Source organism: Streptomyces sp. NPDC002573, from assembly GCF_042889625.1.
Taxonomy (GTDB): Bacteria; Actinomycetota; Actinomycetes; order Streptomycetales; family Streptomycetaceae; genus Streptomyces; species Streptomyces gibsoniae.
Genome location: NZ_JBIARC010000004.1, coordinates 134566 through 158867 on the forward strand (window position 1 = coordinate 134566; position 24302 = coordinate 158867).

Below are 24302 nucleotides of genomic sequence, written 5' to 3' on the forward strand. Positions count from 1 at the left end.
AGAGGGCTCCTTCATCAAGGTGGTGCGGTGCGTAGAGGGTACAGCGCGCTTTCGGGTGACCGTCACACAGCGTCAGGTCGGCCCCGGCCCTGCAACGCTACGGGGCCGCCGGGCTGCTCTCGTGGTCCTGCATGGCCGCGAAACGGGCCTTGGCCTCGTCGATCTTCTTCCCGAAGTGCACCGAAGCCCACCACAGGGCCGCGAAGACGGCGCCCATGAAGAACATCGCCGGCACGAAGAACCCGGAGGCGATCAGCGCGATCTGCAGGGCCCAGCCGAGCTGGACCCCGCCCGGGCGGGTGATCAGGCCGCACAGCAGGACGCTCAGCGCCATCGCGATGCCGCTGACGGTCCAGACCGTGGTCGTGGACAGGTTCGGGTCCTTCATGGCGACCAGACCCGCGAAGCCGATGACGAAGAACTCGCCGATCAGGGTCGAAGCACAGAGCGTACGCACGAGAGAGTCAGCCCTTCCCCAGGAGCAGTCGGGCCTCGCCGACGGTGATGACCGAGCCGGTGACGAGCACGCCGGCGCCCGCGTACTCCCCCTCCTCCTCGGCGAGCGTGATCGCGGCCTCCAGGGCGTCTGGCAGCCGCGGCTCGACCTGGACGCGCTCCTCGCCGAATACCTCGACGGCGATCGCGGCCAGCTCGTCGGCGTCCATCGCCCGGTGGCTGGAGTTCTGGGTGACCACGACCTCGGCGAAGACCGGCTCGAACGCCTCCAGGAGACCCCGAACGTTCTTGTCGGCGCTCGCGCCGACGACCCCGATCAGCCGGCTGAAGTCGAACGCCTCGCTGACGGCCTCGGCGGTGGCGCGGGCCCCCGCCGGGTTGTGCGCGGCGTCCAGGACGACGGTCGGCGATCGGCGTACGACCTCCAGGCGGCCCGGCGAGGACACCGCCGCGAACGCCTTGCGGACGGTGTCGATGTCCAGCGGCTCGGGGCGCTGGGAGCCCACGCCGAAGAACGCCTCGACGGCGGCGAGCGCCACGGCGGCGTTGTGGGCCTGGTAGGGGCCGTGCAACGGCAGGTAGACGTTGTCGTACTCGCCGCCGAGGCCGCGCAGGGTGAGCAGCTGGCCGCCGACCGCGATCTGCCGGGCGACGACCCCGAACTCCAGGCCCTCGCGGGCCACGGTCGCGTCGACCTCCACGGCCTTCTTCAGCAGCACCTGGGCCGCGTCGACCGGCTGCTGGGCCAGGATGACGGTGGCGTCCTGCTTGATGATCCCGGCCTTCTCCTCGGCGATCTCACCGGGAGTGGCGCCGAGCCGGTCGGTGTGGTCCAGGTCGATGGGGGTGACGACGGCGACGTCGCCGTCGATCACGTTGGTGGCGTCCCAGCTGCCGCCCATGCCCACCTCGACGACCGCGACATCGACGGGCGCGTCCGCGAACGCGGCGTAGGCCATGCCGGTGAGGACCTCGAAGAAGGACAGCCGGTACTCCTGCGAGGCGTCGACCATCTCCAGGTACGCCTTGATGTCCTGGTAGGTCTCGATGAACCGCTCGGCGGAGACGGGGGCGCCGTCGAGGCTGATCCGTTCGGTGATCGACTGGACGTGCGGGCTGGTGTACCGGCCGGTGCGCAGCTCGAAGGCGCCGAGAAGGGCCTCGATCATGCGGGCGGTGGAGGTCTTGCCGTTGGTGCCCGTGATGTGGATCGACGGGTACGAGCGCTGCGGCTCCCCGAGGACGTCCATCAGGGCCGCGATACGGCTGACGGACGGCTCCAGCTTGGTCTCGCCCCAGCGGGTGGCCAGCTCGGCCTCGACCTCGCGCAGGGCCCGGTCGACCTCGGGGTCGGCCGGACGCCCGGGCACGTCGGCCTGCGGCTGGCCGCCCTGGGTGCGCAGGGTGCGGCTGCCGGCCTCGATCACCGCGAGGTCGGGGTCACGGGTGGTCTCGGCCTCGACGATCTCCTCGAAGGGATCGCTCTCGTTGGGGTCGCGCGGCGGCAGGTCACTCACGAGGCCAGTCTACGGAGCGCTGGTGACAGACACGGCCAAGGCCCCCGGACCGTAAGGTGCCGGAGGCCTTGGATTCATCGTCGGGCGGCGGTCAGGGCCGCTCAGGCCGCGGGAAGCCGGTCCAGCTGGGCCTGGATCCGCGTGATGTCCTCCTGCGCCTTGGCGAGTCGGGTGCGGATCTTGTCGACCACCTGGTCCGGCGCCTTGGCGAGGAAGGCCTCGTTGCCGAGCTTTGCCTCGGCCTGCTGCCGCTCCTTCTCCGCCGCGGCCAGGTCCTTCGCGAGCCGCTTGCGCTCGGCCGCCACGTCGATCGTGCCGGACAGGTCCAGCGCGACCGTGGCGCCCGCGACCGGCAGGGTCGCCGTGGCCGTGAAGTCCTCGCCCTCCGGCTGCAGCCGCAGCAGCTGGCGGATGGCGGCCTCGTGCGGGGCGAGCGCCGTGCCGTCGAGGGTCAGCCGGGCCGGGACGCGCTGGCCGGGCTGCAGGCCCTGGTCGGCGCGGAAGCGGCGGACCTCGGTGATGACCGACTGGAGGGTCTCGATCTCCCGCTCGGCGTTCGCGTCCCGGAAGCCGCTGTCCTGGGGCCACTCGGCGATGACGACCGACTCGCCACCGGTGAGGGTGGTCCACAGCGTCTCGGTGACGAACGGGACGACCGGGTGCAGCAGCTTCAGGGTGACGTCGAGGACCTCGCCGAGGACGCGCTTGCTGACCTCGGCCGGCTCGCCGCCCGCCTGGAACGTCGTCTTGGACAGCTCGACGTACCAGTCGAAGACCTCGTCCCACGCGAAGTGGAAGAGGGCGTCGGACAGCTTGGCGAACTGGAAGTCGTCGTAGAGCGCGTCGACCTCGGCGACCACGGAGTTCAGCCGGGACAGGATCCAGCGGTCCGTGGCCGACATGCTCGCGGCGTCCGGCAGCGGGCCCTGGACCGTCGCGCCGTTCATCAGGGCGAACCGCGTGGCGTTCCAGATCTTGTTGGCGAAGTTGCGGGAGCCCTGGACCCAGTCCTCGCCGATCGGGACGTCGACACCCGGGTTGGCGCCGCGGGCCAGCGTGAAGCGCAGCGCGTCGGAGCCGTACTTGTCCATCCAGTCCAGCGGGTTGACCGCGTTGCCGAAGGACTTCGACATCTTCTTGCCGAACTGGTCGCGGACCATGCCGTGCAGGGCGATGGTGTGGAACGGCGGGGTGCCGTCCATCGCGTACAGGCCGAACATCATCATCCGGGCGACCCAGAAGAAGAGGATGTCGTAGCCGGTGACCAGGACGGAGTTCGGGTAGAACTTCGCGAGGCTCTCGGTCTGCTCGGGCCAGCCCAGCGTGGAGAACGGCCACAGGCCGGAGGAGAACCAGGTGTCGAGGACGTCGGTCTCCTGGTGCCAGCCCTCGCCGCTCGGCGGCTCCTCGTTCGGTCCGACGCAGACGACCTCGCCGTTCGGCCCGTACCAGACGGGGATGCGGTGGCCCCACCACAACTGCCGCGAGATGCACCAGTCGTGGAGGTTGTCGACCCAGTCGAAGTACCGCTTCTCCATCTCCTGGGGGTGGATCTTGACCTTGCCCTCGCGGACCGCGTCACCGGCGGCCTTGGCGAGCGGGCCGACCTTGACCCACCACTGCATGGACAGGCGCGGCTCGATCGTGGTCTTGCAGCGCGAGCAGTGGCCGACGGAGTGGACGTAGGGCCGCTTCTCGGCGACGATCCGGCCCTCGGCGCGCAGGGCGGCGACGATGGCGGAACGGGCCTCGAAGCGGTCCAGGCCCTGGAAGGGGCCGTGGACGGTGATGACGGCGTGCTCGTCCATCACGGTGACGGCGGGCAGGCCGTGGCGCTGGCCGATCTCGAAGTCGTTCGGGTCGTGGGCCGGGGTCACCTTGACCGCGCCGGTGCCGAACTCGGGGTCGACGTGCTCGTCCGCGACGACGGGGATGGAGCGGTCGGTCAGCGGCAGCTTGATGAGCTTGCCGACCAGGTGCTTGTAGCGCTCGTCCTCGGGGTGGACCGCGACGGCGGTGTCTCCGAGCATGGTCTCGGCACGGGTCGTGGCGACGACGATGGTGTCGTCCCCCTCGCCGTACTTCATGGAGACCAGCTCGCCGTCGTCGTCCTGGTACTCGACCTCGATGTCCGAGATCGCGGTCAGACAGCGCGGGCACCAGTTGATGATGCGCTCGGCGCGGTAGATCAGCTCGTCGTCGTAGAGCCGCTTGAAGATGGTCTGGACGGCCTGGGAGAGCCCCTCGTCCATGGTGAAGCGCTCACGGGACCAGGCGACGCCGTCGCCGAGGCGCCGCATCTGCCCGGAGATCTGCCCACCGGACTCGGCCTTCCACTGCCAGACACGCTCGACGAAGGCCTCGCGGCCGAGGTCGTCGCGCGACTTGCCCTCCTTGCCGAGCTCCCGCTCCACGACGTTCTGCGTGGCGATCCCGGCGTGGTCCATGCCGGGCTGCCACAGCGTCTCGTAGCCCTGCATGCGCTTGCGGCGGGTGAGGGCGTCGATGAGGGTGTGCTCGAACGCGTGCCCGAGGTGCAGGCTGCCGGTGACGTTCGGCGGCGGGATGACGATGGTGTACGGCGGCTTGTCGCTCTTCTCGTCCGCCTCGAAGTAACCGCGCTCTACCCAGCGTTCGTACAGCGGCCCCTCTACATCGGCCGGCGCGTACTGGGTCGGCAGTTCGGTGGCGGGCGCTGAGGGCTGCTGCTGAGCGTTGTCGGTCACGCGGTCAGTTTAGAGGTGTCACGGCCCCGTCCCGAAACGCGATTCTTCGGTAACGGTGAGCCCCCCAGCCCCGTGGGCTCCCCTCTGCTTGCGTCAGGATGTCGGATACGCATAAGCATCTGGAGGGGAACCCAGACGATGAGCAGCAACCAGCCGGGCCCGTACGGCGGACCGCCCCAGCAGCCCGGACCGTACGGTCAGCCGGGCCCCTACGGCCAGCCGCCCCAGGCGCCCCAGCCCGGCTACGGCTATCCCCAGCAGGCCCCGGCGGGTGTCCCGCCCCAGCAGAACCCGTACGCCCAGCAGCCGCCCGCGCCCCAGCCCTACGGCCAGCCCCCGGCCCAGCCCTACGGCCAGCAGCCTCCCTACGGCGTACCGCAGCCGCCGGCGCCGGGCGGGGGCAAGAAGAGGACGGTGCTGATCGTCGCGGCGGTGGCGGTCGTGGCCGCGATCGCGGTGGGCGCGTCTCTGGTGCTCGGCAGCGGCGGCGGTGGCGGCGCTGCGGTGGCCGACGACGGCCCGCACAAGCTGACGGCCCCGGCGGCGGTCATCGGCGGCACGTACAAGAAGGCGGACAGCAGCGACGCCCCGGACACCATGAGCGACAACGACCTCGCGGAGTTCGAGAAGTGGGGGGTGAAGAACCCCAAGGACGTCAGCGCCGGATACGAGAAGGGCACGGGCCTCTCGGTCAAGAACCTCACCTTCGGCGGCGTCTACGGCACCATCGACGACCCCGAGGCCGTCGTGGACGCCATGTTCACCAAGATCAAGACAGAGGCCCAGAAGGACAAGAAGAGCAAGGGCAAACTGCTCGGCAGCCCCGAGGCGGTGCACCCGTCCGGGTTCTCCGGCGCCGTCATGAAGTGCCAGGTGGCCCAGTTCGAGAACGACGGGGCGTCGGGCACCGGCACCGCGAAGAGCTTCACCATGCCTATCTGCATCTGGGGCGACCACAGCACCGTGGTCGACGTCACGGCGTTCAGCTTCGCCTCCCTGGCCGCCGGCGACGGGGGCAGCGTCGACGAGACGGCGGGCCTCGCCGCCAAGCTCCGCGACGACGTGCGTGTGAAGGCCTGACGCGTCGCCGAGGACGCGAGGCGGCGAGCGCGACGCGAAGGGGCCCCGGCCGATCGGCCGGGGCCCCTTCCCTGTCCGGCGATCCGGACGGTGCCTACGCCGTCTTCTGCTCCCCCGGCCCCCGGCCGCGGGCGTCCCGCGGGATCAGGGTCGGGTTCACGTTCGACAGGACCACGTCAGCGGTGATGACCACGCGGGCCACATCCTTGCGGGACGGCACCTCGTACATCACCGCCTGGAGGACCTCCTCCATGATGGCGCGCAGACCGCGGGCGCCCGTCTGGCGGAGGATGGCCTGGTCCGCGATGGCCTCCAGGGCCTCCCGCTCGAAGTCCAGCTCCACACCGTCGAGTTCGAACAGCCGCTGGTACTGCTTGACCAGGGCGTTGCGCGGCTCCACCAGGATCTGCAGGAGGGCCTTGCGGTCGAGGTTGTGGACGCTCGTGATGACCGGGAGACGGCCGATGAACTCCGGGATCATCCCGAACTTCACCAGGTCCTCGGGCATGACGTCCTCGAACTGGTCCTTGGACTCCAGCTCGCGCTTGGAGCGGATCGTGGCACCGAAGCCGATGCCCTTCGCGCCGGCCCGGGACTCGATGATCTTCTCCAGGCCCGCGAACGCGCCACCCACGATGAACAGCACGTTCGTCGTGTCGATCTGGATGAACTCCTGGTGCGGGTGCTTGCGGCCGCCCTGCGGGGGCACCGAGGCCGTCGTGCCCTCCAGGATCTTCAACAGGGCCTGCTGGACGCCCTCGCCGGAGACGTCGCGCGTGATCGAGGGGTTCTCACTCTTGCGAGCCACCTTGTCGATCTCGTCGATGTAGATGATGCCCGTCTCGGCCTTCTTGACGTCGTAGTCGGCGGCCTGGATGAGCTTCAGGAGGATGTTCTCGACGTCCTCGCCGACATAGCCCGCCTCCGTCAGCGCCGTCGCGTCGGCGATGGCGAACGGCACGTTCAGCATGCGGGCCAGGGTCTGGGCGAGCAGCGTCTTGCCGGAGCCCGTGGGACCCAGCAGCAGGATGTTCGACTTCGCCAACTCGATGGCGTCGTCGCGGCCTTGGGCCCCGCCGTTCTCACCGGCCTGAACCCGCTTGTAGTGGTTGTACACCGCGACGGACAGGGCCTTCTTGGCCGCCTCCTGGCCGACCACGTACCCCTCGAGGAACTCGTAGATCTCGCGGGGCTTGGGGAGTTCCTCCCAGCGCACCTCGCTCGTCTCGGCGAGCTCTTCCTCGATGATCTCGTTGCAGAGATCGATGCACTCGTCGCAGATGTACACACCGGGGCCTGCGATGAGCTTCTTGACCTGCTTCTGGCTCTTGCCGCAGAACGAGCACTTGAGCAGATCGCCGCCGTCACCGATGCGTGCCACGGTGTGCTTCCCCTTCGCCTGGGAGACGCCTTGGGTCCAGCGGCTCCTGGTGCTGCCTTATGTCCGACGGTACCTTGCCGGGCCCCCCGTTCGGGCCCCCCTTGGCACGGTTCACTTTGACGTGCACCGTTTCAAACCGTGCCAAGGGGCTGCAGAAGATACGGGCCCGGTGGCGATACGCCTCAGCGGACCGAGGTGTTGTTCATCTTCCGGGTGGAGATGATCTGGTCGATCAGGCCGTACGACAGGGCGTCCTCGGCCGTGAGGATCTTGTCGCGCTCGATGTCCTCGCGGATCTTCTCGATCGGCGTGTTCGAGTGCTTCGCCAGCATCTCCTCCAGCTGCGAGCGCATCCGGAGGATCTCGTTGGCGGCGATCTCCAGGTCGGAGACCTGGCCGCGGCCGGTCTCGCTGTAGGGCTGGTGGATCAGCACACGGGCGTTCGGGAGCGCCATGCGCTTGCCCGGGGTGCCCGCGGCCAGCAGCACCGCGGCGGCGGAGGCGGCCTGGCCCATGCAGACCGTCTGGATGTCCGGCTTCACGAACTGCATCGTGTCGTAGATGGCCGTGAGCGCGGTGAAGGAACCGCCGGGGCTGTTGATGTAGACCGAGATGTCCCGGTCGGGGTCCATCGACTCCAGGCACAGCAGCTGGGCCATGACGTCGTTGGCCGAGGCGTCGTCGATCTGGACGCCCAGGAAGATCACGCGCTCTTCGAAGAGCTTCGCGTACGGGTCGTACTCGCGGATGCCCTGCGAGGTGCGCTCCACGAAGCGCGGGATGACGTAGCGGGACTCGGCCACGGGGGCGGTGTACTCGGCGCGCACGCGGTCGTAGAGGCCGCTGCCGGGGAAGTCGTTCACGATGTCTCCTGAGAAGGGCTGAGGCGGTGGCTGGGGGCTGAGGGGCGCTGGGGCCGTACGGGGCCCGGTAGGGCCGTCACGGGCCTACCGGGCGGCAGGGGGACCCGGGCTGCGCCACGGCGTCTCTGCCGGCCCTACGAGGCCCGGTGAGCCCTTACGAGCCCGCCCCGGTGCCTCCGCCGCCCGGCATGCCGGCAGCGGTGGTGATGACCTCGTCGATCAGGCCGTACTCCTTGGCCTCCTCCGCGTCGAACCAGCGGTCGCGGTCCGAGTCGCGGGTGATCTGCTCGACCGACTGGCCGGTGTGGAAGGAGGTCAGCTCGGCCATGCGCTTCTTGGTGTGCAGCAGCCGCTCGGCGTGGATCTTGATGTCCGACGCGGAGCCGGCGAGGCCGGCCGAGGGCTGGTGGATCAGGATCTCGGCGTTGGGCAGGGCGAAGCGCTTGCCCGGGGTGCCCGCGCTGAGCAGGAACTGGCCCATGGAGGCCGCCATGCCCATGGCGATCGTCACCACGTCGTTCTTGATGTACTGCATGGTGTCGTAGATCGCCATGCCCGCCGTGATGGAACCACCAGGGCTGTTGATGTACAGGTAAATGTCCTTCTCCGGGTCGGCGGCGAGGAGCAGCAGCTGCGCCGTGATCCGGTTGGCGATGTCGTCGTCGACCGGCTGGCCGAGGAAGATGATCCGCTCGTTGAGCAGCCGGCTGTAGACCTGGTCACCGAGGCCACCACCGATGGAAGGCTCGCCGGCGGCGGAGGGCATCAGATTCGTCACGTATCCACCTGCTCGTCTTACGACGGCGCGGAGCCGTCTCACGTGTTCTGCTGGGGCGTGGGACCCCGCGCGTCCCTCTGCGGGGCGGCTTCGGGGACTCCCCTGCCCTCGTATTCATGGACCCTAACGCGCAGGCAGTCGGGTGCCATCCCGCTTCCACGGGTGTTCGCTGTCAGCGCATGGAGGTTGGCGGTGCGGTGACCGGTGGCCGACGGCCGTCACCAACCGTGCCCCGGACCCCTGTGAGATCACGGTAGCCCCGACGGCCTTGGGCCGCCTCATGGCGGGCCACGGCGGCCTACGGCGACGGGCCCCGGAACGCGTGGTGCGTCCCGAGGCCCGTCGGCGGCCGATGGTCCCAAGGAGTGGGTCCGGTGGTCCAGGAGGATTACGCCTCCGGCTTCTCCTCGGCGGCGGCCTCGGTCTCAGCGGCCTCCGTGGAGCCCTCCGCCTCGTCCTCGTCCTCGTCCTCGTCGTCCAGGTCGACGACCTCGCCGTTGCTGTCCTTCACCGTGGCCGCCTCGACGACGACCGCCAGGGCCTTGCCGCGGGCGACCTCGCCGACCAGCATCGGAACCTGGCCGCCCTCGACGACCGCCTGGGCGAACTGGTCGGGGGACATGCCGGAGGAGGCCGCACGCCGCATGAGGTGCTCGGTGAGCTCCTCCTGGTTGACGTTGAGCTTCTCCTTGTTGACGAGCTCGTCGAGCACGAACTGCGTCTTGATGCCCTTGATCGCGGCCTCGCGCGTCTCGGTCTCGAACTCCTCGGCCGTCTTGCCCTGGATCTCCAGGTAGCGGTCGAGGGTCAGACCCATCTGGGCGAGCTGGTGGTGCTCGAGGTTGTGCTTACGGGTGTTGATCTCGTCCTCGAGGAGCTTCTCGGGGATCGGGACCTCGACCAGCTCCAGCAGCTTGTCCAGGACACGCTCCTGGGCCTGGGTGGCCTGGTCGTACTGCTTCATGTTCGCGAGGCGCTTGCGGCTGTCCGCCTTCAGCTCCTCCAGCGTGTCGAACTCGGAGGCGAGCTGCGCGAACTCGTCGTCCAGCTCCGGCAGTTCGCGGGCGGCGACCTGGGTGACCTTGACCGTCACCTCGGCCTCCTTGCCGGCCGCCGAGCCGCCCTTCAGCTCCGAGGCGAAGGTGCCCGACTCGCCGGCCGAGAGGCCCTTCACGGCGTCGTCGATACCGTCCAGCAGCTCACCGGAGCCGATGGTGTAGGAGACGTCGCTGGCGACGCCGTCCTCGAGGACCTCGCCGTCGACCTTGGCCTCCAGGTCGATGGTGACGACGTCGCCGTCCTCGGCGGCGCGCTCGACCGGGGTCGTCGACGCGAAGCGCTCACGCAGCTGCTCGACCGACTTCTCGATGTCCTCGTCGGTCACCTCGACCGCGTCGACCTCGACCTCGATGCCGGAGTAGTCCGGGACCTCGAGGGCCGGGCGGACGTCGACCTCGGCGGTGAAGGACAGCACCTCGTTGTCCTTCAGCTCCTTGATGTCGACCTCGGGCTGGCCCAGCGGGTTCAGCTCGGCCTCGTTGACCGCCTCGGTGTAGAACTTCGGGAGCGCGTCGTTGACGGCCTCCTCGAGGACGGCGCCACGGCCGAACCGCTGGTCGATGACCCGGGCCGGGATCTTGCCCTTGCGGAAGCCCTTCACCGTGACCTGCTGGTTGATCTTCTTGTACGCCGCGTCGAGGCTGTCCTTGAGCTCCTCGAAGGGCACCTCAACAGTGAGCCGAACCCGGGTCGGGTTCAGGGTCTCCACGGCGCTCTTCACGGTTCGGTCTCCTTGTGGCTGACTTCTTGGGATTCTGCCGAGACGCTGCACCCTGACGGGCGCGACTTCGGCGGATCAGCGGGCCGCTGCCTGAGAGACGTGGCAGTGCAGACACACGGGCGCGCAGCTTGCATAGTAACCGCAGCCACGGGACACCCCAAAAGGCGATCATGCGAGGCGGGGCCGGACGGCGCCTGCCGGATGGTCGGGGTGGCGGGATTTGAACCCACGGCCTTCCGCTCCCAAAGCGGACGCGCTACCAAGCTGCGCCACACCCCGTCTGGTGCGACACGTAGGCTACATGCCCGAACAGGCCACGTCGGCCGCTTTGCCGACCGGCGGCGGCACGGACCGACGCGTTGGCCTACGGGGCGGCCGACCCGCTACGATGCCTCCTGTGCCGCGGTCACTGACCTGCGGCGCGTCCGTTGCGGGCGTAGCTCAATGGTAGAGCCCTAGTCTTCCAAACTAGCTACGCGGGTTCGATTCCCGTCGCCCGCTCTGTACGGCTCAGGGCCAGGTCAGAGGATTGATCCTCTGCCTGGCCCTGATCGTTTCCGGGGTCGCGCCGGTGGACGCGGTGCGGGTGCCGCCTGTGTGCCGAAGATCATGGAAGTGCAGGCCCTTGATCCCCGCCGGTGCCAGCCGATCAGCTCTCCCCGGCGCAGGCCCGGGAACCCCACCATTGAGCACGAGCGCCCGGAATGGCCTGAATGCCATGATTGGAGCTATGCGGGTGATCGCACGACGATCGCGAGGGGGCGACAGGTGGACGCCTCGGACGAACTCCTTCGAAAGGCTGAACCGTCGGCTCTGCTGTACCCGGACGGCAACATCTGCTCCCTGAACGCGGCGATGGCCACGGCGCTCGGCAGACCGGCGGAACAGTGTGTGGGCCGATACATGTGGGATCTGGTGCCCGAAAGCCAGCGGACCGTGGTCGAGTGCATCGTGGCCCACGCGAGCAAGCAGCGGTTGGCCATGCGGGTGCTGGACTTCCCCGGCCGGGCAGGGCGTCTCTGGTCACCCTCGTCGAGGCGCGGCCGATCACTCCCGTCGTGGGCGAACAGCTGGTGTGGGTGCACTCGCTGGACGTGCACAACGACCTCAAGAGCCTGCTGATCCCGTTCCGGCTGTCGGCAAGGTCCGCCGGCCTCGGCCTGTGCATGTACCACCCTCAGGTGCAGCAGCTCGAGTGGCTGGGAGGCGCCTCCACCGTCGCCGCGCTGTTCCCGGAGGCCTCGTAGTCTCTGCTCTGGGTGTTCCGGCACGTCCACCCCGATGACCGGGGTTCCCTGCGACGGCTCCTGAACGCGGACGCCACCCCCCAGAGCCCCTGGACCCGCTTGCGGTTCCGAACCGACCAGGGGGACTGGTACCACCTGGCCTGCCGGACCCGTCGGATCCAACTGGGGTGCGACGGCCCTGAGCAGGTCTTCGGGATGATCCGCGACGACACCGGGCACGAGACCCACCACGAGGAGATGCTGGCCGCGCTCGGGGCCGCGCGGCGCCGTGCCTACGCGATCACCGAATTCTCCTCCGCCCTGATCACCGCGGCCACGGAGCAGGAACTGCGGCAGGTCGCGCTGACCCGGCTCGCCGCGGCCTTCGGCGGAATCGGCGCGGCGCTCGTGCTCGTCGACGACGGGCGCCTCTTCGTCTCCTCGGACGCCGGGTTCACGTGGCGGGCCGACGCCCGTTGCGTGTCGGTGGACGAGCGGCTCCCGATGACCCATGCGATGCGCACCGGCAAGCCGCTGTTCATCGCCGATCAGGAGGAGTTTCTCCGCCGCTGGCCGCACGGGGACGCGGCGCCCTTGCCGTGGCCCGGGCCCGACCTCGCCATGTCGATCACTCTCCTCAGCCCCGCCGGCGACGAGCCCCTCGGGGTGTGGGTGGTGACCCACGACAGCGAGCACCACCCGTCCGCGAACGAGCGGACCTTCATGACCACGCTTGCCGAGCTCGCGGGCCAGGCGCTGGGGCGCATCAGATCGCAGCAGGCCCGCGTCGAGCTGGCCACGGCGGTCCAGCGCGACATGCTCCCGACGTTGCCCGAACGTCTGCCGGGCCTGGACATCGCCGCCGGCTACCGGCCCTGCGGCGCCGGGCTCGACATCGGCGGAGACTGGTACGACGCCTTCGTCATGCCCGACGGTGCGGTGGCTCTGGAGATCGGCGACGTCCAAGGTCACGACGTGGATGCGGCTGCCTTCATGGGACAGATCCGCGGCGCCATGCGTGCGATCGCCGCCCACGAGCCGGACCCCGGAACCCTGCTGACGCGCACCAACGAGCTGCTCGTCACGATGGACGCGCCACGGTTCGCCAGCTGCACCATGCTGCACATCGATCCACGCACCGGACAGGTCACCGGCACCAGCGCCGTCACGTGCCCATGCTGTTCGCACACGAGGACGGCAGCCACGGCATCCGCCGGCTGCCGGGCGGTCCGGTCCTGGGAATCCTGCCCGACACCGACTACCCGGAGGAGACCTTCACGCTGGACAAGGACAAGGACACCGCGCTGGTCATGGTCACCGACGGCGTGGTGGAAGCGCCGGACCTCTCCCTGGACACCGGACTGGAGCAAACCGGAACACTGGCCGCCCAAGCCCTCCACAACGGGCTGGACGCCGCGGAGACGGCCGACCGAGTCCTCGACGCCGCAGTCGCGATGAACCACTCCGACGACCTCGCCGTGCTGGTCGTCCGGCGCACACGGTGAACTTCCGTGATCACCACGCTCCTCCGACGCGCCCCTCACGTGCCCGATCGGGCGGGCCGGGCCGGCCTCGGCGCTCCCGTGACGACGCCACGTGACAAGCCCGGACCCGGCGCCACCGGGGGGCACGCGCGACGGCAGCACGAGAGCCGACCGCGACCCGCGAGCCGACGGCCCGGTAGGAGCCGCACCCGCCGTGTCCGGTCAGAAGCCGATCAGCGGCCGATCAGAAGCTGATCGAGTTGATGGTCTCCGCTATCGAGTTCAGGAAGCGGTTTATGGACGGGGCCATGCCCGTCGAGGCGAGGAAGAAGCCGAACAGGATCGCCACGATCGCCGGACCGGCCTTGATCGAGCCCCCTCGGATCAACACCACCAGGATGATCGCCAACAGCAGCACCACTGACAGTGAAATGGCCACAACTGATCACACCCTCGGTCGGTCCGCTCTCCCGGCCCGGGGGCGCCAACCCTCGCACCCCCGCCAGAACCATCGTGCCACCAACAGGCCCGCCCTATGCGGCCCGTGAGGCATCGTCGGCCCCCTCAGCCGCGCGGGCCGCGCGGGCGCATCGCCGGCCGATCGTTAACTCGGGGCTCTCGCACAGTAATTCGAGGGATGACCGACAGAAATTGCCTCCGGTCGTTTCCATACTCACACATCGCGTTCGCAGGTAATTCGAATACCCCTCTCATGTCATCCTCATGCCCCGCTCACGGCCCTCACCTTCAGACATTCCACCAGAGTCACCCGCGAGCGATATGCCCTCTCTAGTCGGGATGAATGCGGACACAACGCCCGTTGACGGAAGGTAAATCGGCGGAACTCCGAGCGTTTCCCGAGTGATCGGCGATGTGTGACAGAACACGCCTCCGCAATGGCGACTCCCCCAAATCCCGGGTACCCGCAGGGGATAACCACTATTCACATCAAGGGTTTTACGAGAACCCACAGACAACGCTAGGGTGCCTCAGATGTTCCACGCCGCCTCGTCCTCCTCAAGAGCAACAGGCCCATCGTCGGCACCGCCCGCACGCGAGGCCCTCCCCTCGGTGCAGTCACCCGCGGACGGAGTCCCGAGTCCACGCTCCGCCGAACCCTCGGGGCCGCCCGCGAAGCAGCGTGACGCCTTCTTCGACAACGCCAAGTACCTGGCGATCGTGCTGGTGGCCATGGGCCACTCCTGGGAGCCGCTGAAGGGCGACAGCCGGGTCCTGCAGGCGGCGTACATGTGCGTGTACGCCTTCCACATGCCGGCCTTCATCGTCATCTCCGGCTACTTCTCCCGCAGTTTCGACATGCGCCCCGACCGGCTGAAACGGCTGGTGACGGGGGTCCTGGTGCCGTACGTCCTGTTCGAGACGGCGTACGTCCTCTTCAAGCGCACCGTCGGCGGGGACCCCAGCCTGCCGATCAGCCTGCTCGACCCCTGGTATCTGACCTGGTTCCTGGCCGCGCTCTTCATCTGGCGGATGACCACCCCGCTGTGGAAGCTGGTCCGCCACCCGGTCCCGCTGGCCGTCGTGATCGCCATGCTGGCGTCCGTCTCCCCCGACATCGGCGACGACCTCGACCTCCAGCGGGTGCTGCAGTTCCTGCCGTTCTTCGTCATCGGCCTGTCCATGAAGCAGGAGCACTTCCAGCTGGTACGGCGCCGCAGCGTACGGATCCTGGCGGTGCCGGCGTTCGCCGGTGCGCTCGCCGTGGCGTGGTGGGCGGTGCCGCGGATGAACCCGGGCTGGTTCTACCACCGCGACAGCGCACAGGAGTTGGGTGCGCCCTGGTGGTGCGGCCCGTTGATGGTGCTCGCGCTGCTGGGCTGCTCGCTGCTCCTCACCGCCTGCTTCTTCGCCTGGGTGCCGCGCCGGGCGATGTGGTTCACGACGCTGGGCGCGGGCACGCTGTACGGCTATCTGCTGCACGGCTTCTTCGTGAAGGGCGCCGATTACGAGGGGTGGTACGACGCCGCCTGGCTGCACGGGCCCCTGGGCGAGGTGGCCGTGACGCTGCTCGCGGGCACGGTGGTGACGCTGCTGTGCACGTCCCCGGTGCGCCGGGTGTTCCGGTTCGCGATGGAGCCGCGGATGGACTGGGCGTTCAGGAGGGACGCGGCGGCGCTGGCCCGCGAACGGGCAAGGGCCTGAGCGCAGGGCCCGCCGCCCGGCATCGTACGCAGCACCCCCGCACCGCCTCCGGCGGCTGCCGGACCGAGAACGGGACCGCCTCCGCGCCAGGGACACGGGCGCGGAGGCGGTCTTCATGTGTCGCCGCGTTCAGCGGGTTCCGCGGGTCAGCGGGTCCAACGGGGCACAGGATTCAGCGGATCACTGCCTGGGTCGTCGGACCCTCCCGGCAGATCAGCAGCAGCGCCCGGTCGTCGTTGACGTCCTTCGCCACCGCCTCGATCAGATGCCAGGCGGCCCCGCGGAAGCCGTTCGCCACATAGCGGTCGGCCTCGCCCATGAGGCGGTCCATGCCCTCGACGATGTCGCGGTCGGCCGTCTCCACCAGGCCGTCCGTGAACAGCATCAGCACATCGCCGGGGCGCAGGGTGCCCTTCACGGAGTCGAACTGGGCGCCGTCGTAGACCCCGAGGAGCGGGCCGTCCGCCGCCTTCTCCTCCCAGCGGCCGCTGCCCGCGCTGAGCTGGAGGCCCGGCGGATGGCCGGCCGAGTACAGCTCATAGTCGCCCGACTCCAGTTCCAGGACCAGATGGATGGAGGTCGCGAAGCCCTCGTCCCAGTCCTGGCGGAGGAGATAGCCGTTGGCGGCGGGCAGGAAGGCGTGCGGCGGGAGCGAGCCCAGCAGTCCGCCGAAGGCCCCGGACAGCAGCAGGGCGCGCGAGCCGGCGTCCATGCCCTTGCCCGAGACATCGGTCAGGACGACCTCCAGGGTGCGGCCCCCGTTGGTACGGGCCGCGACCACGAAGTCACCCGAGAACGACTGCCCGCCCGCGGGCCGCAGGGCCATCTCGCGGTGCCAGCCGAGCGGCAGCTTCGGCAGCTTGCTCTGGACCCGGATGCGTTCGCGCAGGTCGAAGAGCATGGTGCCGCCGCGCCGCCAGGGCACGCCGACCCGGCTGCGGAACTGCGCGATCAGCAGCCCGAAGAACCCGCAGGCCGCGACCACGAGCACGATCCCGGGGGTGACCCGGGACGGGCCCTCGGTGTACGGGCCGAGCTTGACCGACTCGACGATCAGCGCGGTGGCCGCCGCGGCGTACAGACCGAGCAGGCTGGAGGGGCGCAGCAGCAGACCGCCGGCCACGATCGGCAGGACGAGGACGGCCGGGGAGCACCACACGGGATCGACCAGGGTGGTGGCCGCGATGAGGGGAACCATCAGCAGCAGACCGGCCAGCGCCACCCAGTCCGAGCCGTCCCCGCGGAAGTAGTCCACGGCGGATCTGCGCACGCCGGTGCGGGCCCGGTGCCACTGCTTCTTCAACCGGGCCGTGAACGTCTCGGCCTCTCCGCGCCGCTCTCGTCCTGCTGCCATTGATTCGGGACCCTATCCATCGGACCAGGTGCTTGGCACGGGAGGTCCCACTTGTCCCCCGTCCGAGCGCTCAACTTCACAGGAACCGGGCCCCCGTGACCGGGGCGAAATCCACTGGCTCGCCCCGCATTGCCCTGGTAGGCATGGTGTATGACGACGGACGTACGGGTGTTGCGGCAGAACGAGTGGGACGACTGGTACGGCAATCTCATCCGGGCCTTCGCCGAGGCGGAGGAATCAGCCGAAGAGCGGGCACTTTCAAAAGAACTCACCGATTTCGGACGTTTCTTGGGCGCATGGGACGAGGAGATGTGCGTGGGCACGGCGGGGGCGTACCGATTCCGCCTCACGGTCCCCGGCGGCGCCTCGGTCCCGACGGCGGGCATCACGATGGTGAGCGTCGCGGCGACGCACCGCCGGCGCGGGGTGCTGACGTCGATGATGCGCCGGCAGCTGGACGACATCCGCGACTGGGGCGAGCCGCTCGCGGTGCTGACCGCGTCGGAGCCGGCGATCTACGGCAGGTTCGGGTACGGCGTCGGGACCTTGCAGCTCCGCGCGGAGATCGACACGAGTCGGGTGCAACTGTCTGTTCCGCCCGGTACGGATGACGTACGACTGCGGTACGCGGCGCCCGCCGACGCCCTCGACGCGTGCGAGGCGGTGTACGCACGGCTGGTGCCCGGCCGCCCCGGCATGCTGGCGCGGCAGCCCGGCTGGGAGCGGGTGGCGCTGCTCGACCCGCCGGGCGAGCGGGACGGCGCGTCGGCGCTACAGTGTGTGGTCGCCGAGCGGGACGGCGGGATCACGGGATACGCGCGCTTCCGCACCCGGCTCGGCTGGGGGGTGACCGGGCACAACGGCACGGTGGCGCTGTCCGAACTGGCCGCGCTCGATCCGGCGACGGACGCGGCGCTGTGGCGTTTCCTGTTCGGCATCGATCTGATGACGACGCTGACCGTGCGCGGCCGGCCGGTGGACGAGGCCTGGCAGCATCTGGTGTCCGACATCCGGCGGTGCGCGCCGCAGTTGCGGGACGCGCTCTATGTGCGGCTCGTCGACGTCGGCGCGGCGCTTCAGGCGCGGACGTATCAGGCGCCGGTGGACGTGGTGTTCGAGGTGACGGACGCCTTCTGCCCGTGGAACGAGGGGCGTTGGCGGCTGATGGGGGACGCGAAGGGCGCGTCCTGTGCGCGCACGACGGACGGGGCCGATCTCGCCCTGTCGGTGCGGGAGCTGGGGTCGGCGTATCTGGGCGGGGTGTCGCTCACGGCACTGGCGGCGGCCGGACGGGTGCGGGAGCTGCGGCAGGGGGCGCTGGCGGAGGCGTCGCTCGCGTTCGGCTCGACGGTGGCGCCCTGGCTGCCGCACGGCTTCTGACCGGAGCCGCGACCTGCCGCACGCGGCGCGCGCGGCGGCGGTTCGGGCCCCGGCCGGGCGGCTATCCCTTCTGGCAGCGCGGGCACCAGAAGAGATTGCGGGCGGCGAGACCGGCGGTGCGGATCTCGCCCCCACAGACATGGCAGCGCAGGTTCGCCCTGCGGTACACGTACACCTCGCCGCCGTGGTCGTCCACACGCGGCGGGCGGCCCATGGCCTCAGGCGTGTGTTCGGGGCGGACGGTGTCGATGCGGTTGTTGCGGACGCCTTCGCGCATCAGGCCGACGAGGTCGGCCCAGATCGTGTCCCACTCGGCCGGGGAGATGTCCTTGCCGGGGCGGTAGGGGTCGATGCCGTGCCGGAAGAGGACCTCGGCACGGTAGACGTTGCCGACTCCGGCGATGACCTTCTGGTCCATGAGCAGGGCGGCGATGGTCGTACGGCTGCGGGAGACGCGGCGGTAGGCGGCCGCGGGGTCGGCGTCGGCGCGGAGCGGATCGGGGCCGAGGCGGGTGTGCAGCGCGTCCTTCTCCTCGTCCGTGATCAGCGCACAGGTGGTGGGGCCGCGCAGGTCGACGTACGAGCCGGGGTTCGCGAGGCGGAGGCGGACCGTGTCGGTGGGCGGGGGCGCGGGGGCGTCGCCGAAGGCGACCTTGCCGAACAGGCCCAGGTGGATGTGCACCCAGTCGCCGCCGCGGAAGCCGAGGAAGAGATGCTTGCCGTGGGCGTCGGCGGTGTGCAGCGCGGCCCCGTCGAGCAGGGCCGCGGCGTCGGCGAACTTGCCCTGGGGGCTGGAGACGGCGACGGGGCCGCCCGCGAACCGTGCCGCGTAGTCCTCGGCCAGCCGGTGAATCGTGTGCCCCTCCGGCACGCTTGCCCCACCTTTCAGATCATCGGTACGCCGGCACACCGGACGCCGGGGCGCCACGGGGGCACCCCGGCCCCGGTTCAGGCACCCCGGACGCCGGGCGGGCGGACGGTCAGTCCTGCGGGTGGTGGGCGGGGATCGGCGGCAGGTCGCCCGTGGTCTCGTAGTCCGAGAGCATGTCGATGCGCCGCACATGGCGCTGGTCACCCGAGAACGGCGTGGCCAGGAACGTCTCGACGAACTTCGTCGCCTCGTCCTGCGTGTGCATCCGTGCACCCACCGCGACGACGTTCGCGTCGTTGTGCTGGCGGCCGAGGGACGCCGTCTCCTCGCTCCACGCGAGGGCCGCACGGACGCCCTTCACCTTGTTCGCGGCGATCTGCTCGCCGTTGCCCGAGCCGCCGATCACGATGCCGAGGGAACCGGGGTCGGCCGCGGTGCGCTCCGCCGCGCGGAGGCAGAACGGCGGGTAGTCGTCCTGGGCGTCGTAGATGTGGGGCCCGCAGTCGACGGGCTCGTGGCCGGCGGACTTGAGCCACTCGACGAGGTGGTTCTTCAGTTCGAAGCCGGCATGGTCGGAGCCGAGATACACGCGCATGGTCCGAGTGTGTCACGCCCGCCGTCGGTCGGCTTCGCGGGGTTCCGGGCGAAATACATGTGAGCTACACCATTGAAGCTCAAGAAAACCTCAAGTAACAATACGGATTCAAAGGTTTCCGAATTCCTTCGCCTCCGATTCACTGGACCGGCTCATACACCGCTCGTATGAGCCCCCGTACTCTCGGCGCCCCCCGCCCCGTACGGGGCCCGTATTCGTACGGGTGTGTGTCCCCCACATCCCCGTACACCCGGCTCAAAGGAAATTTCCTTCATGACCTCGCAGCCGACCCCCACAAAGGCCGGAAATCCCCCCGGCGCCACCGGAGAACCCGGCGGCGGCCTCCAGGCCGGACTCAAGAACCGTCATCTGTCGATGATCGCCATCGGCGGCGTCATCGGCGCCGGCCTGTTTGTCGGATCCAGTAGCGGAATCGCCACCGCCGGCCCCGGCATCCTGCTCTCCTACGCCCTCGTCGGCACGCTCGTGGTGCTGGTGATGCGCATGCTGGGCGAGATGTCCGCCGCGAACCCCACCTCCGGCTCCTTCTCCGCGCACGCGGACCGCGCCCTCGGCCGCTGGGCCGGTTTCTCGATCGGCTGGCTGTACTGGTTCTTCTGGGTGGTCGTGCTGGCCGTGGAGGCCACCGCGGGCGCCAAGATCCTCCAGAGCTGGATCCCCGCCGTGCCCCAGTGGGGCTGGGCTCTCATCGTGATGATGGTGCTGACCGCGACCAACCTGGTCTCCGTCGGCTCCTACGGTGAGTTCGAGTTCTGGTTCGCCGGCATCAAGGTCGTGGCGATCGGTGCCTTCATCGTGGTCGGTGCCCTCGCCATCTTCGGTGTGCTGCCGGGCGTGCACAGCGACAAGGCGAGCTTCGGCAACCTGACCTCCCACGGCGGCTTCCTGCCGCACGGTCCCGGCGCGATCCTCACCGGTGTCCTGCTCGTCGTCTTCTCCTTCATGGGCAGCGAGATCGCCACGCTGGCGGCCGGCGAGTCCGAGGACCCGCAGCGTGCGGTGACCAAGTCGACCAACAGCATCATCTGGCGTATCGGCGTCTTCTACCTGGGCTCGATCCTCGTGGTCGTCTCCCTGCTGCCGTGGAACGACCCGTCGATCAAGGACAAGGGCTCGTACGTCGCCGCCCTGGACTCCCTCGGGATCGCGCACGCCGGCGAGATCATGAACTTCATCGTGCTGACGTCGGTGCTGTCCTGCCTGAACTCCGGGCTCTACACGGCCTCCCGCATGGCCTTCTCACTGGGCCAGCGCGGCGACGCGCCGAAGGCCTTCGCCCGGACCACCCGCCGTGGCGTGCCGATGGCGGCGATCGTCGTCTCCGTCCTCTTCGGCTTCCTGGCGGTGTTCTTCAACTACAAGTTCCCGGACTCCGTCTTCCTCTTCCTGGTGAACTCCAGCGGTGCGGTCGCCCTGTTCGTCTGGCTGGTGATCTGCTTCTCGCAGCTGCGGATGCGGAAGATCATCCAGCGTGAGGCGCCGGAGAAGCTCGTCGTGAAGATGTGGCTGTACCCCTACCTGACCTGGGCCGCTGCCGCACTGATCGTGTTCGTCCTCGGCTACATGCTGACCGACACCGAGCACGACGGACGCGAGACGGTGCTGCTGTCGCTGCTCGTGGCGGCGGTCGTGCTCGTGGTCGCCGTGGTGAAGGAGAAGCTGCGCGGCGGCCGGGCCGCCGAGACCGCGGTGGACACGGAGCAGGCGCGGGCCGAGGTCGGCGCCTGACCGGCAGATGAGCTGAGCGAAGGGAAGGGCCCCGCGGCGCAAGGCCGCGGGGCCCTATTCGTGTCTCCGGGTGCCTGGTCCGAGGGGTCGGCATCCGCTTCTCAGCCGTCCAGCTGGAGCTTCTCCCGCAACTGGACCACGGGAGGTGATCCCCAGCTTCGGATAGATCCGGTACAGGTGAGCGCCGATGGTGCGGTGGGAGAGGTAGAGCTGCCGGCCGATCTCGCGGTTGGAGAGCCCGGACGCGGCCGGCTGCGCGATCTGCGGCTCCTGCGGGGTGAGCAGATCCCGCGCCGCGGCGGACAGGGCCGGGAAAAGCGCGGGGGCCGGGCGTGCTGCCCGGCCCCCGTACCGCGGGATCTCAGCTGGTGCGGCTCCGCGTCACTTCCTGACGAGCTGCCAGGCGGTGGGCAGCAGGCCCATCGCCAGGGCCGCCTTCAGGGCGTCGCCGATCAGGAACGGGGTGAGCCCGGCCGCGATCGCGGTGGTCGCGGACATGCCGGTGGCCAGCGCCAGGTACGGGACGCCGATCGCGTAGATGATCGCCTCGCCCAGCAGCATCGCACCGGCCGTGCGCAGCACCGAGCGGTCGGCGCCGCGGCGGGCCAGGGCGCCCACGACGGTGGAGGCGAGCAGCATGCCGAGGACATAGCCGAAGGACGGGGCGGCGGCACCGGATCCGCCGCCGGCGAACCACGGCACGCCGGCGACACCGGCCAGCGCGTACAGGGCGAGCGACAGGAAGCCGCGGCGGGCGCCGAGCGCCGTGCCCACGAGCAGCGCGGCGAAGGTCTGTCCGGTCACCGGCACCGGGGAGCCCGGCACGGGCACCGAGAGCTGCGCGGCGAGCCCGGTGAGCGCGGCACCGCCGACCACGAGGGCGACGTCACGCACCCGAGAGGCAGGCAGCAGGTCGGCGAGGACCTCGCCGGGGCGGGCAACTGTGGCGGTGGCGGTGCTCATGAGAACTCACTCCGACGACGGGGACGGTTCGGGACACCGCGACGCTATCCCAGGGCCCGTGAACCGATCACCGTCAGCGCTCGACAAAGGCCGGATCCGGGAGTTGGTGGGCTCTTGACAAAAGCTGGGGCTTACACGCGATGCGACGTGATTCCGGTCACTGAGGTGACGGCGGTGACTCCGGTGAGGCCAGACCGAGGGCAACTGTAGGGATTCACCAACCGCATGGCGCCTCCTCAGGGCATCCGTCTCGCCCGTCGGTCGCCGTCTGGGCAGTGGTGAACCGTTTTGCTAGCTTCGAGCCCATGGTTGCCCAGGCCCGGAATCTCACGTCGCGTCGCTATGTCGACCTGCGACGCCAGGGCACGGCCACCTGTCGCCCCCTGCTGTGAGGCGGGCGGAGCGGCTCCGGCGCGCCTCCAGCGTTCGAGATCGGCGCAGTGTCGGACCCGTTCCCTGAGGAAGCCTCCATGCCCCGAACCGCAAGCCTCCCCGCCCCCTCCCCCGTGCCCCGTGCCGCCGACCGCGACCGGCGCCGGACGAACGCGAGCGTCGTCCTGCGGTCGGTGCTGGAACACGGCCCGGTGGCGCGCAGCACCATCGCCCGGCTCACCGGGCTCTCGCCGGCGTCGGTGACGGACTACTGCGCCCGGTTCACCGACATCGGGCTGCTCCGTGAGGCGGCGGCGCCCCGGCGCTCGGGCGGGGTCGGCCGTCCGCATGTGCCGGTCGACCTGGACGACTCCCGGTTCGTGGTGGGCGGGGTACATGTGGCGGTGCCCTACACCACCGTGGCCCTGCTGGATCTGCGCGGGCGGGTGCTGATCGAGCGGCGGATCGCGCACGAGCACGCCGACCCTGACCGGGTGCTGACGCGGGCCGCCGACGGACTGCGGGCGCTGCTCGCCGAGAGCGGGGCGGGCACGCCCCTGGGGGTGGGGCTGGCGGCCGGCGGCTGGGTGGACCGGGATTCGGGGACCATCGTCGAACACGCGCTGCTGGGCTGGCGGGAGGTGCCCGTGCGGGAGGTGCTCGGCGCCGCCACCGGGCTGCCGGTGCACATCGACGGGCATGCGCGGGCGCTGGTCAACGGGGAGCGGCTGTTCGGGCGGGCGCGCGGCAGCCGCAGCGTGCTGCATCTGTTCGTGGGCAACGTGGTCGACGCGGCCTTCGCCACCCACGGCCAGGTGCACTACGGGCCGCGCTCCCAGGCCGGGGCGATCTCCCATCTGCCGGTACCGGGCGGGACGGAGCCGTGCGACTGCGGGCGCGTCAGCTGCCTCCAGGTCGAGCTGAGCGAGCGGACGCTGTGCCGGCGGGCCCGGGAGGCGGGTGTCATCGACGGGGCGAACCCGATGCACGTGGTCGCCGCGGCGGCGGCCGGTGACCGGGCAGCGGTACGGCTGCTGGTGGACCGGGCGCGGGCGACCGGGCGGGCGGCGGGGCTGCTGCTCGACGTGCTCAATCCGGAGACGGTCGTGGTCACCGAGGTCGGCGTGATGCACCGGGAGGACTGTCTCTCGGCGCTGCGGGAGGCGGTCGGGACGGACCGGGCCGCGGCCGTCCTGCCGACCAGCTTCCCGGATTCCGTGCTGGCCGTGGCGGGCGGCTCGGTCGCCCTGGACGTGCTCTACCGGGATCCGCTGGGCGCTTCCACCTGAGCGGAATTAATTCAGAAACTCGGAATGTTGACAGGCCTCTGCGGGGCCGGGAGCATCGTGTTCATGAGCCCGCGCATGATCTGTCGCACCCTCTGTTGCTGACACATTGACACCCTGACGTCTCGTCAGGCGATGCTTGCGGCGCCTTCATCCCCCTTTGCTTTCCCCGCTTCGCTTCACCTTCTCTTCGCGCCCCGCGATTTCCCTTACCTGGCTTTACCGTGCTCGGAATTCCTCTGCCACGTCACGCCTGTCCTGTGAACCAGGGAGTCCTC

21 protein-coding genes, 2 tRNA genes and 1 pseudogene are annotated in these 24302 nt (G+C 69.9%); 10 read left to right on the plus strand and 14 right to left on the minus strand.

Annotation, left to right across the window (positions count from 1 at the left end; genetic code table 11):
* Positions 1-97: 97 nt before the first annotated feature.
* The 3 genes from ACFYX0_RS05770 to ACFYX0_RS05780 form a co-directional block, all read right to left on the minus strand.
* Positions 98-457 (minus strand): DUF4233 domain-containing protein, encoded by a 360-nt coding sequence (locus tag ACFYX0_RS05770; protein ID WP_355912049.1) that lies wholly within the window; start codon positions 455-457, stop codon positions 98-100.
* 7 nt (positions 458-464) lie between these two features.
* Positions 465-1973: a bifunctional folylpolyglutamate synthase/dihydrofolate synthase gene (locus ACFYX0_RS05775; RefSeq protein ID WP_388966734.1), complete on the minus strand. Its 1509-nt coding sequence runs from the start codon at positions 1971-1973 to the stop codon at positions 465-467.
* A 101-nt stretch (positions 1974-2074) separates the two neighbouring features.
* A complete protein-coding gene (locus tag ACFYX0_RS05780; RefSeq protein WP_355912054.1) occupies positions 2075-4699 on the minus strand; it encodes a valine--tRNA ligase in 2625 nt (874 codons plus the stop codon).
* Positions 4700-4837: 138 nt separating this feature from the next.
* On the opposite strand from ACFYX0_RS05780, the gene ACFYX0_RS05785 reads away from it, so the two are divergent.
* On the plus strand, positions 4838-5779 hold the full coding sequence (locus tag ACFYX0_RS05785; protein ID WP_388966737.1) for a hypothetical protein: 942 nt from the start codon (positions 4838-4840) through the stop codon (positions 5777-5779).
* A gap of 94 nt (positions 5780-5873) precedes the next feature.
* On the opposite strand, the gene clpX is transcribed toward ACFYX0_RS05785, so the two are convergent.
* The 5 genes from clpX to ACFYX0_RS05810 form a co-directional block, all read right to left on the minus strand.
* A complete protein-coding gene (clpX, locus tag ACFYX0_RS05790; protein WP_150478206.1) occupies positions 5874-7160 on the minus strand; it encodes an ATP-dependent Clp protease ATP-binding subunit ClpX in 1287 nt (428 codons plus the stop codon).
* 182 nt (positions 7161-7342) lie between these two features.
* Positions 7343-8023 carry an ATP-dependent Clp protease proteolytic subunit gene (locus ACFYX0_RS05795; protein WP_311696969.1) on the minus strand — a complete coding sequence of 227 codons (681 nt, stop codon included), beginning with the start codon at positions 8021-8023 and terminating at the stop codon, positions 7343-7345.
* A gap of 154 nt (positions 8024-8177) precedes the next feature.
* Entirely contained in the window at positions 8178-8789 is a 612-nt protein-coding gene (locus ACFYX0_RS05800; RefSeq protein WP_311697028.1) for an ATP-dependent Clp protease proteolytic subunit, read from the minus strand.
* Positions 8790-9189: 400 nt separating this feature from the next.
* Positions 9190-10581, minus strand: coding sequence for a trigger factor (gene tig, locus ACFYX0_RS05805; protein ID WP_388966740.1), 1392 nt, complete (start codon positions 10579-10581; stop codon positions 9190-9192).
* 202 nt (positions 10582-10783) lie between these two features.
* Positions 10784-10860: transfer RNA gene (locus ACFYX0_RS05810), tRNA-Pro, on the minus strand.
* 151 nt (positions 10861-11011) lie between these two features.
* Between ACFYX0_RS05810 and ACFYX0_RS05815 the strand changes: the two genes are divergently transcribed.
* The 5 genes and pseudogenes from ACFYX0_RS05815 (at position 11012) to ACFYX0_RS05835 (ending at position 13312) form a co-directional block, all read left to right on the plus strand.
* Positions 11012-11082: transfer RNA gene (locus ACFYX0_RS05815), tRNA-Gly, on the plus strand.
* 108 nt (positions 11083-11190) lie between these two features.
* A complete protein-coding gene (locus ACFYX0_RS05820; RefSeq protein WP_388967006.1) occupies positions 11191-11703 on the plus strand; it encodes a PAS domain-containing protein in 513 nt (170 codons plus the stop codon).
* On the plus strand, positions 11640-11828 hold the full coding sequence (locus ACFYX0_RS05825) for a hypothetical protein (RefSeq protein ID WP_388967032.1): 189 nt from the start codon (positions 11640-11642) through the stop codon (positions 11826-11828). Before ACFYX0_RS05820 ends, ACFYX0_RS05825 begins: the two co-directional genes overlap by 64 nt.
* Before the next feature lie 237 nt (positions 11829-12065).
* Positions 12066-12911 (plus strand): annotated as a pseudogene (locus ACFYX0_RS05830) (PP2C family protein-serine/threonine phosphatase); the annotation flags it as partial.
* A 71-nt stretch (positions 12912-12982) separates the two neighbouring features.
* Positions 12983-13312, plus strand: a complete 330-nt coding sequence (locus tag ACFYX0_RS05835) for a SpoIIE family protein phosphatase (protein WP_388966743.1) — start codon at positions 12983-12985, stop codon at positions 13310-13312.
* Positions 13313-13535: 223 nt separating this feature from the next.
* On the opposite strand, the gene ACFYX0_RS05840 is transcribed toward ACFYX0_RS05835, so the two are convergent.
* Complete coding sequence (locus ACFYX0_RS05840) at positions 13536-13730, minus strand: hypothetical protein (RefSeq protein WP_026178055.1); 195 nt, start codon at positions 13728-13730, stop codon at positions 13536-13538.
* Between the two features lie 554 nt (positions 13731-14284).
* On the opposite strand from ACFYX0_RS05840, the gene ACFYX0_RS05845 reads away from it, so the two are divergent.
* Positions 14285-15454, plus strand: coding sequence for an acyltransferase family protein (locus ACFYX0_RS05845; protein WP_388966746.1), 1170 nt, complete (start codon positions 14285-14287; stop codon positions 15452-15454).
* Between the two features lie 172 nt (positions 15455-15626).
* On the opposite strand, the gene ACFYX0_RS05850 is transcribed toward ACFYX0_RS05845, so the two are convergent.
* The gene (locus ACFYX0_RS05850; RefSeq protein ID WP_355912113.1) at positions 15627-16808 is read right to left on the minus strand and encodes a PP2C family protein-serine/threonine phosphatase; all 1182 of its coding nucleotides are present in this window, start codon (positions 16806-16808) and stop codon (positions 15627-15629) included.
* 150 nt (positions 16809-16958) lie between these two features.
* Between ACFYX0_RS05850 and ACFYX0_RS05855 the strand changes: the two genes are divergently transcribed.
* Positions 16959-18188: a GNAT family N-acetyltransferase gene (locus tag ACFYX0_RS05855; protein WP_388966749.1), complete on the plus strand. Its 1230-nt coding sequence runs from the start codon at positions 16959-16961 to the stop codon at positions 18186-18188.
* 61 nt (positions 18189-18249) lie between these two features.
* Here the strand turns inward: ACFYX0_RS05855 and ACFYX0_RS05860 are convergent, their stop codons facing one another.
* Together ACFYX0_RS05860 and ACFYX0_RS05865 are read right to left on the minus strand one after the other, a co-directional pair.
* Complete coding sequence (locus ACFYX0_RS05860) at positions 18250-19059, minus strand: Fpg/Nei family DNA glycosylase (RefSeq protein ID WP_388966752.1); 810 nt, start codon at positions 19057-19059, stop codon at positions 18250-18252.
* 109 nt (positions 19060-19168) lie between these two features.
* Complete coding sequence (locus tag ACFYX0_RS05865; protein WP_311696978.1) at positions 19169-19654, minus strand: ribose-5-phosphate isomerase; 486 nt, start codon at positions 19652-19654, stop codon at positions 19169-19171.
* Between the two features lie 273 nt (positions 19655-19927).
* Between ACFYX0_RS05865 and ACFYX0_RS05870 the strand changes: the two genes are divergently transcribed.
* Entirely contained in the window at positions 19928-21403 is a 1476-nt protein-coding gene (locus ACFYX0_RS05870; protein ID WP_355912123.1) for an amino acid permease, read from the plus strand.
* Between the two features lie 54 nt (positions 21404-21457).
* On the opposite strand, the gene ACFYX0_RS05875 is transcribed toward ACFYX0_RS05870, so the two are convergent.
* Positions 21458-21763 (minus strand): response regulator transcription factor, encoded by a 306-nt coding sequence (locus ACFYX0_RS05875; RefSeq protein WP_388967009.1) that lies wholly within the window; start codon positions 21761-21763, stop codon positions 21458-21460.
* Positions 21764-21784: 21 nt separating this feature from the next.
* Positions 21785-22366 (minus strand): biotin transporter BioY, encoded by a 582-nt coding sequence (locus tag ACFYX0_RS05880; RefSeq protein WP_388966755.1) that lies wholly within the window; start codon positions 22364-22366, stop codon positions 21785-21787.
* 470 nt (positions 22367-22836) lie between these two features.
* On the opposite strand from ACFYX0_RS05880, the gene ACFYX0_RS05885 reads away from it, so the two are divergent.
* A complete protein-coding gene (locus ACFYX0_RS05885) occupies positions 22837-24027 on the plus strand; it encodes an ROK family protein (RefSeq protein ID WP_388966758.1) in 1191 nt (396 codons plus the stop codon).
* Positions 24028-24302 lie beyond the last annotated feature (275 nt).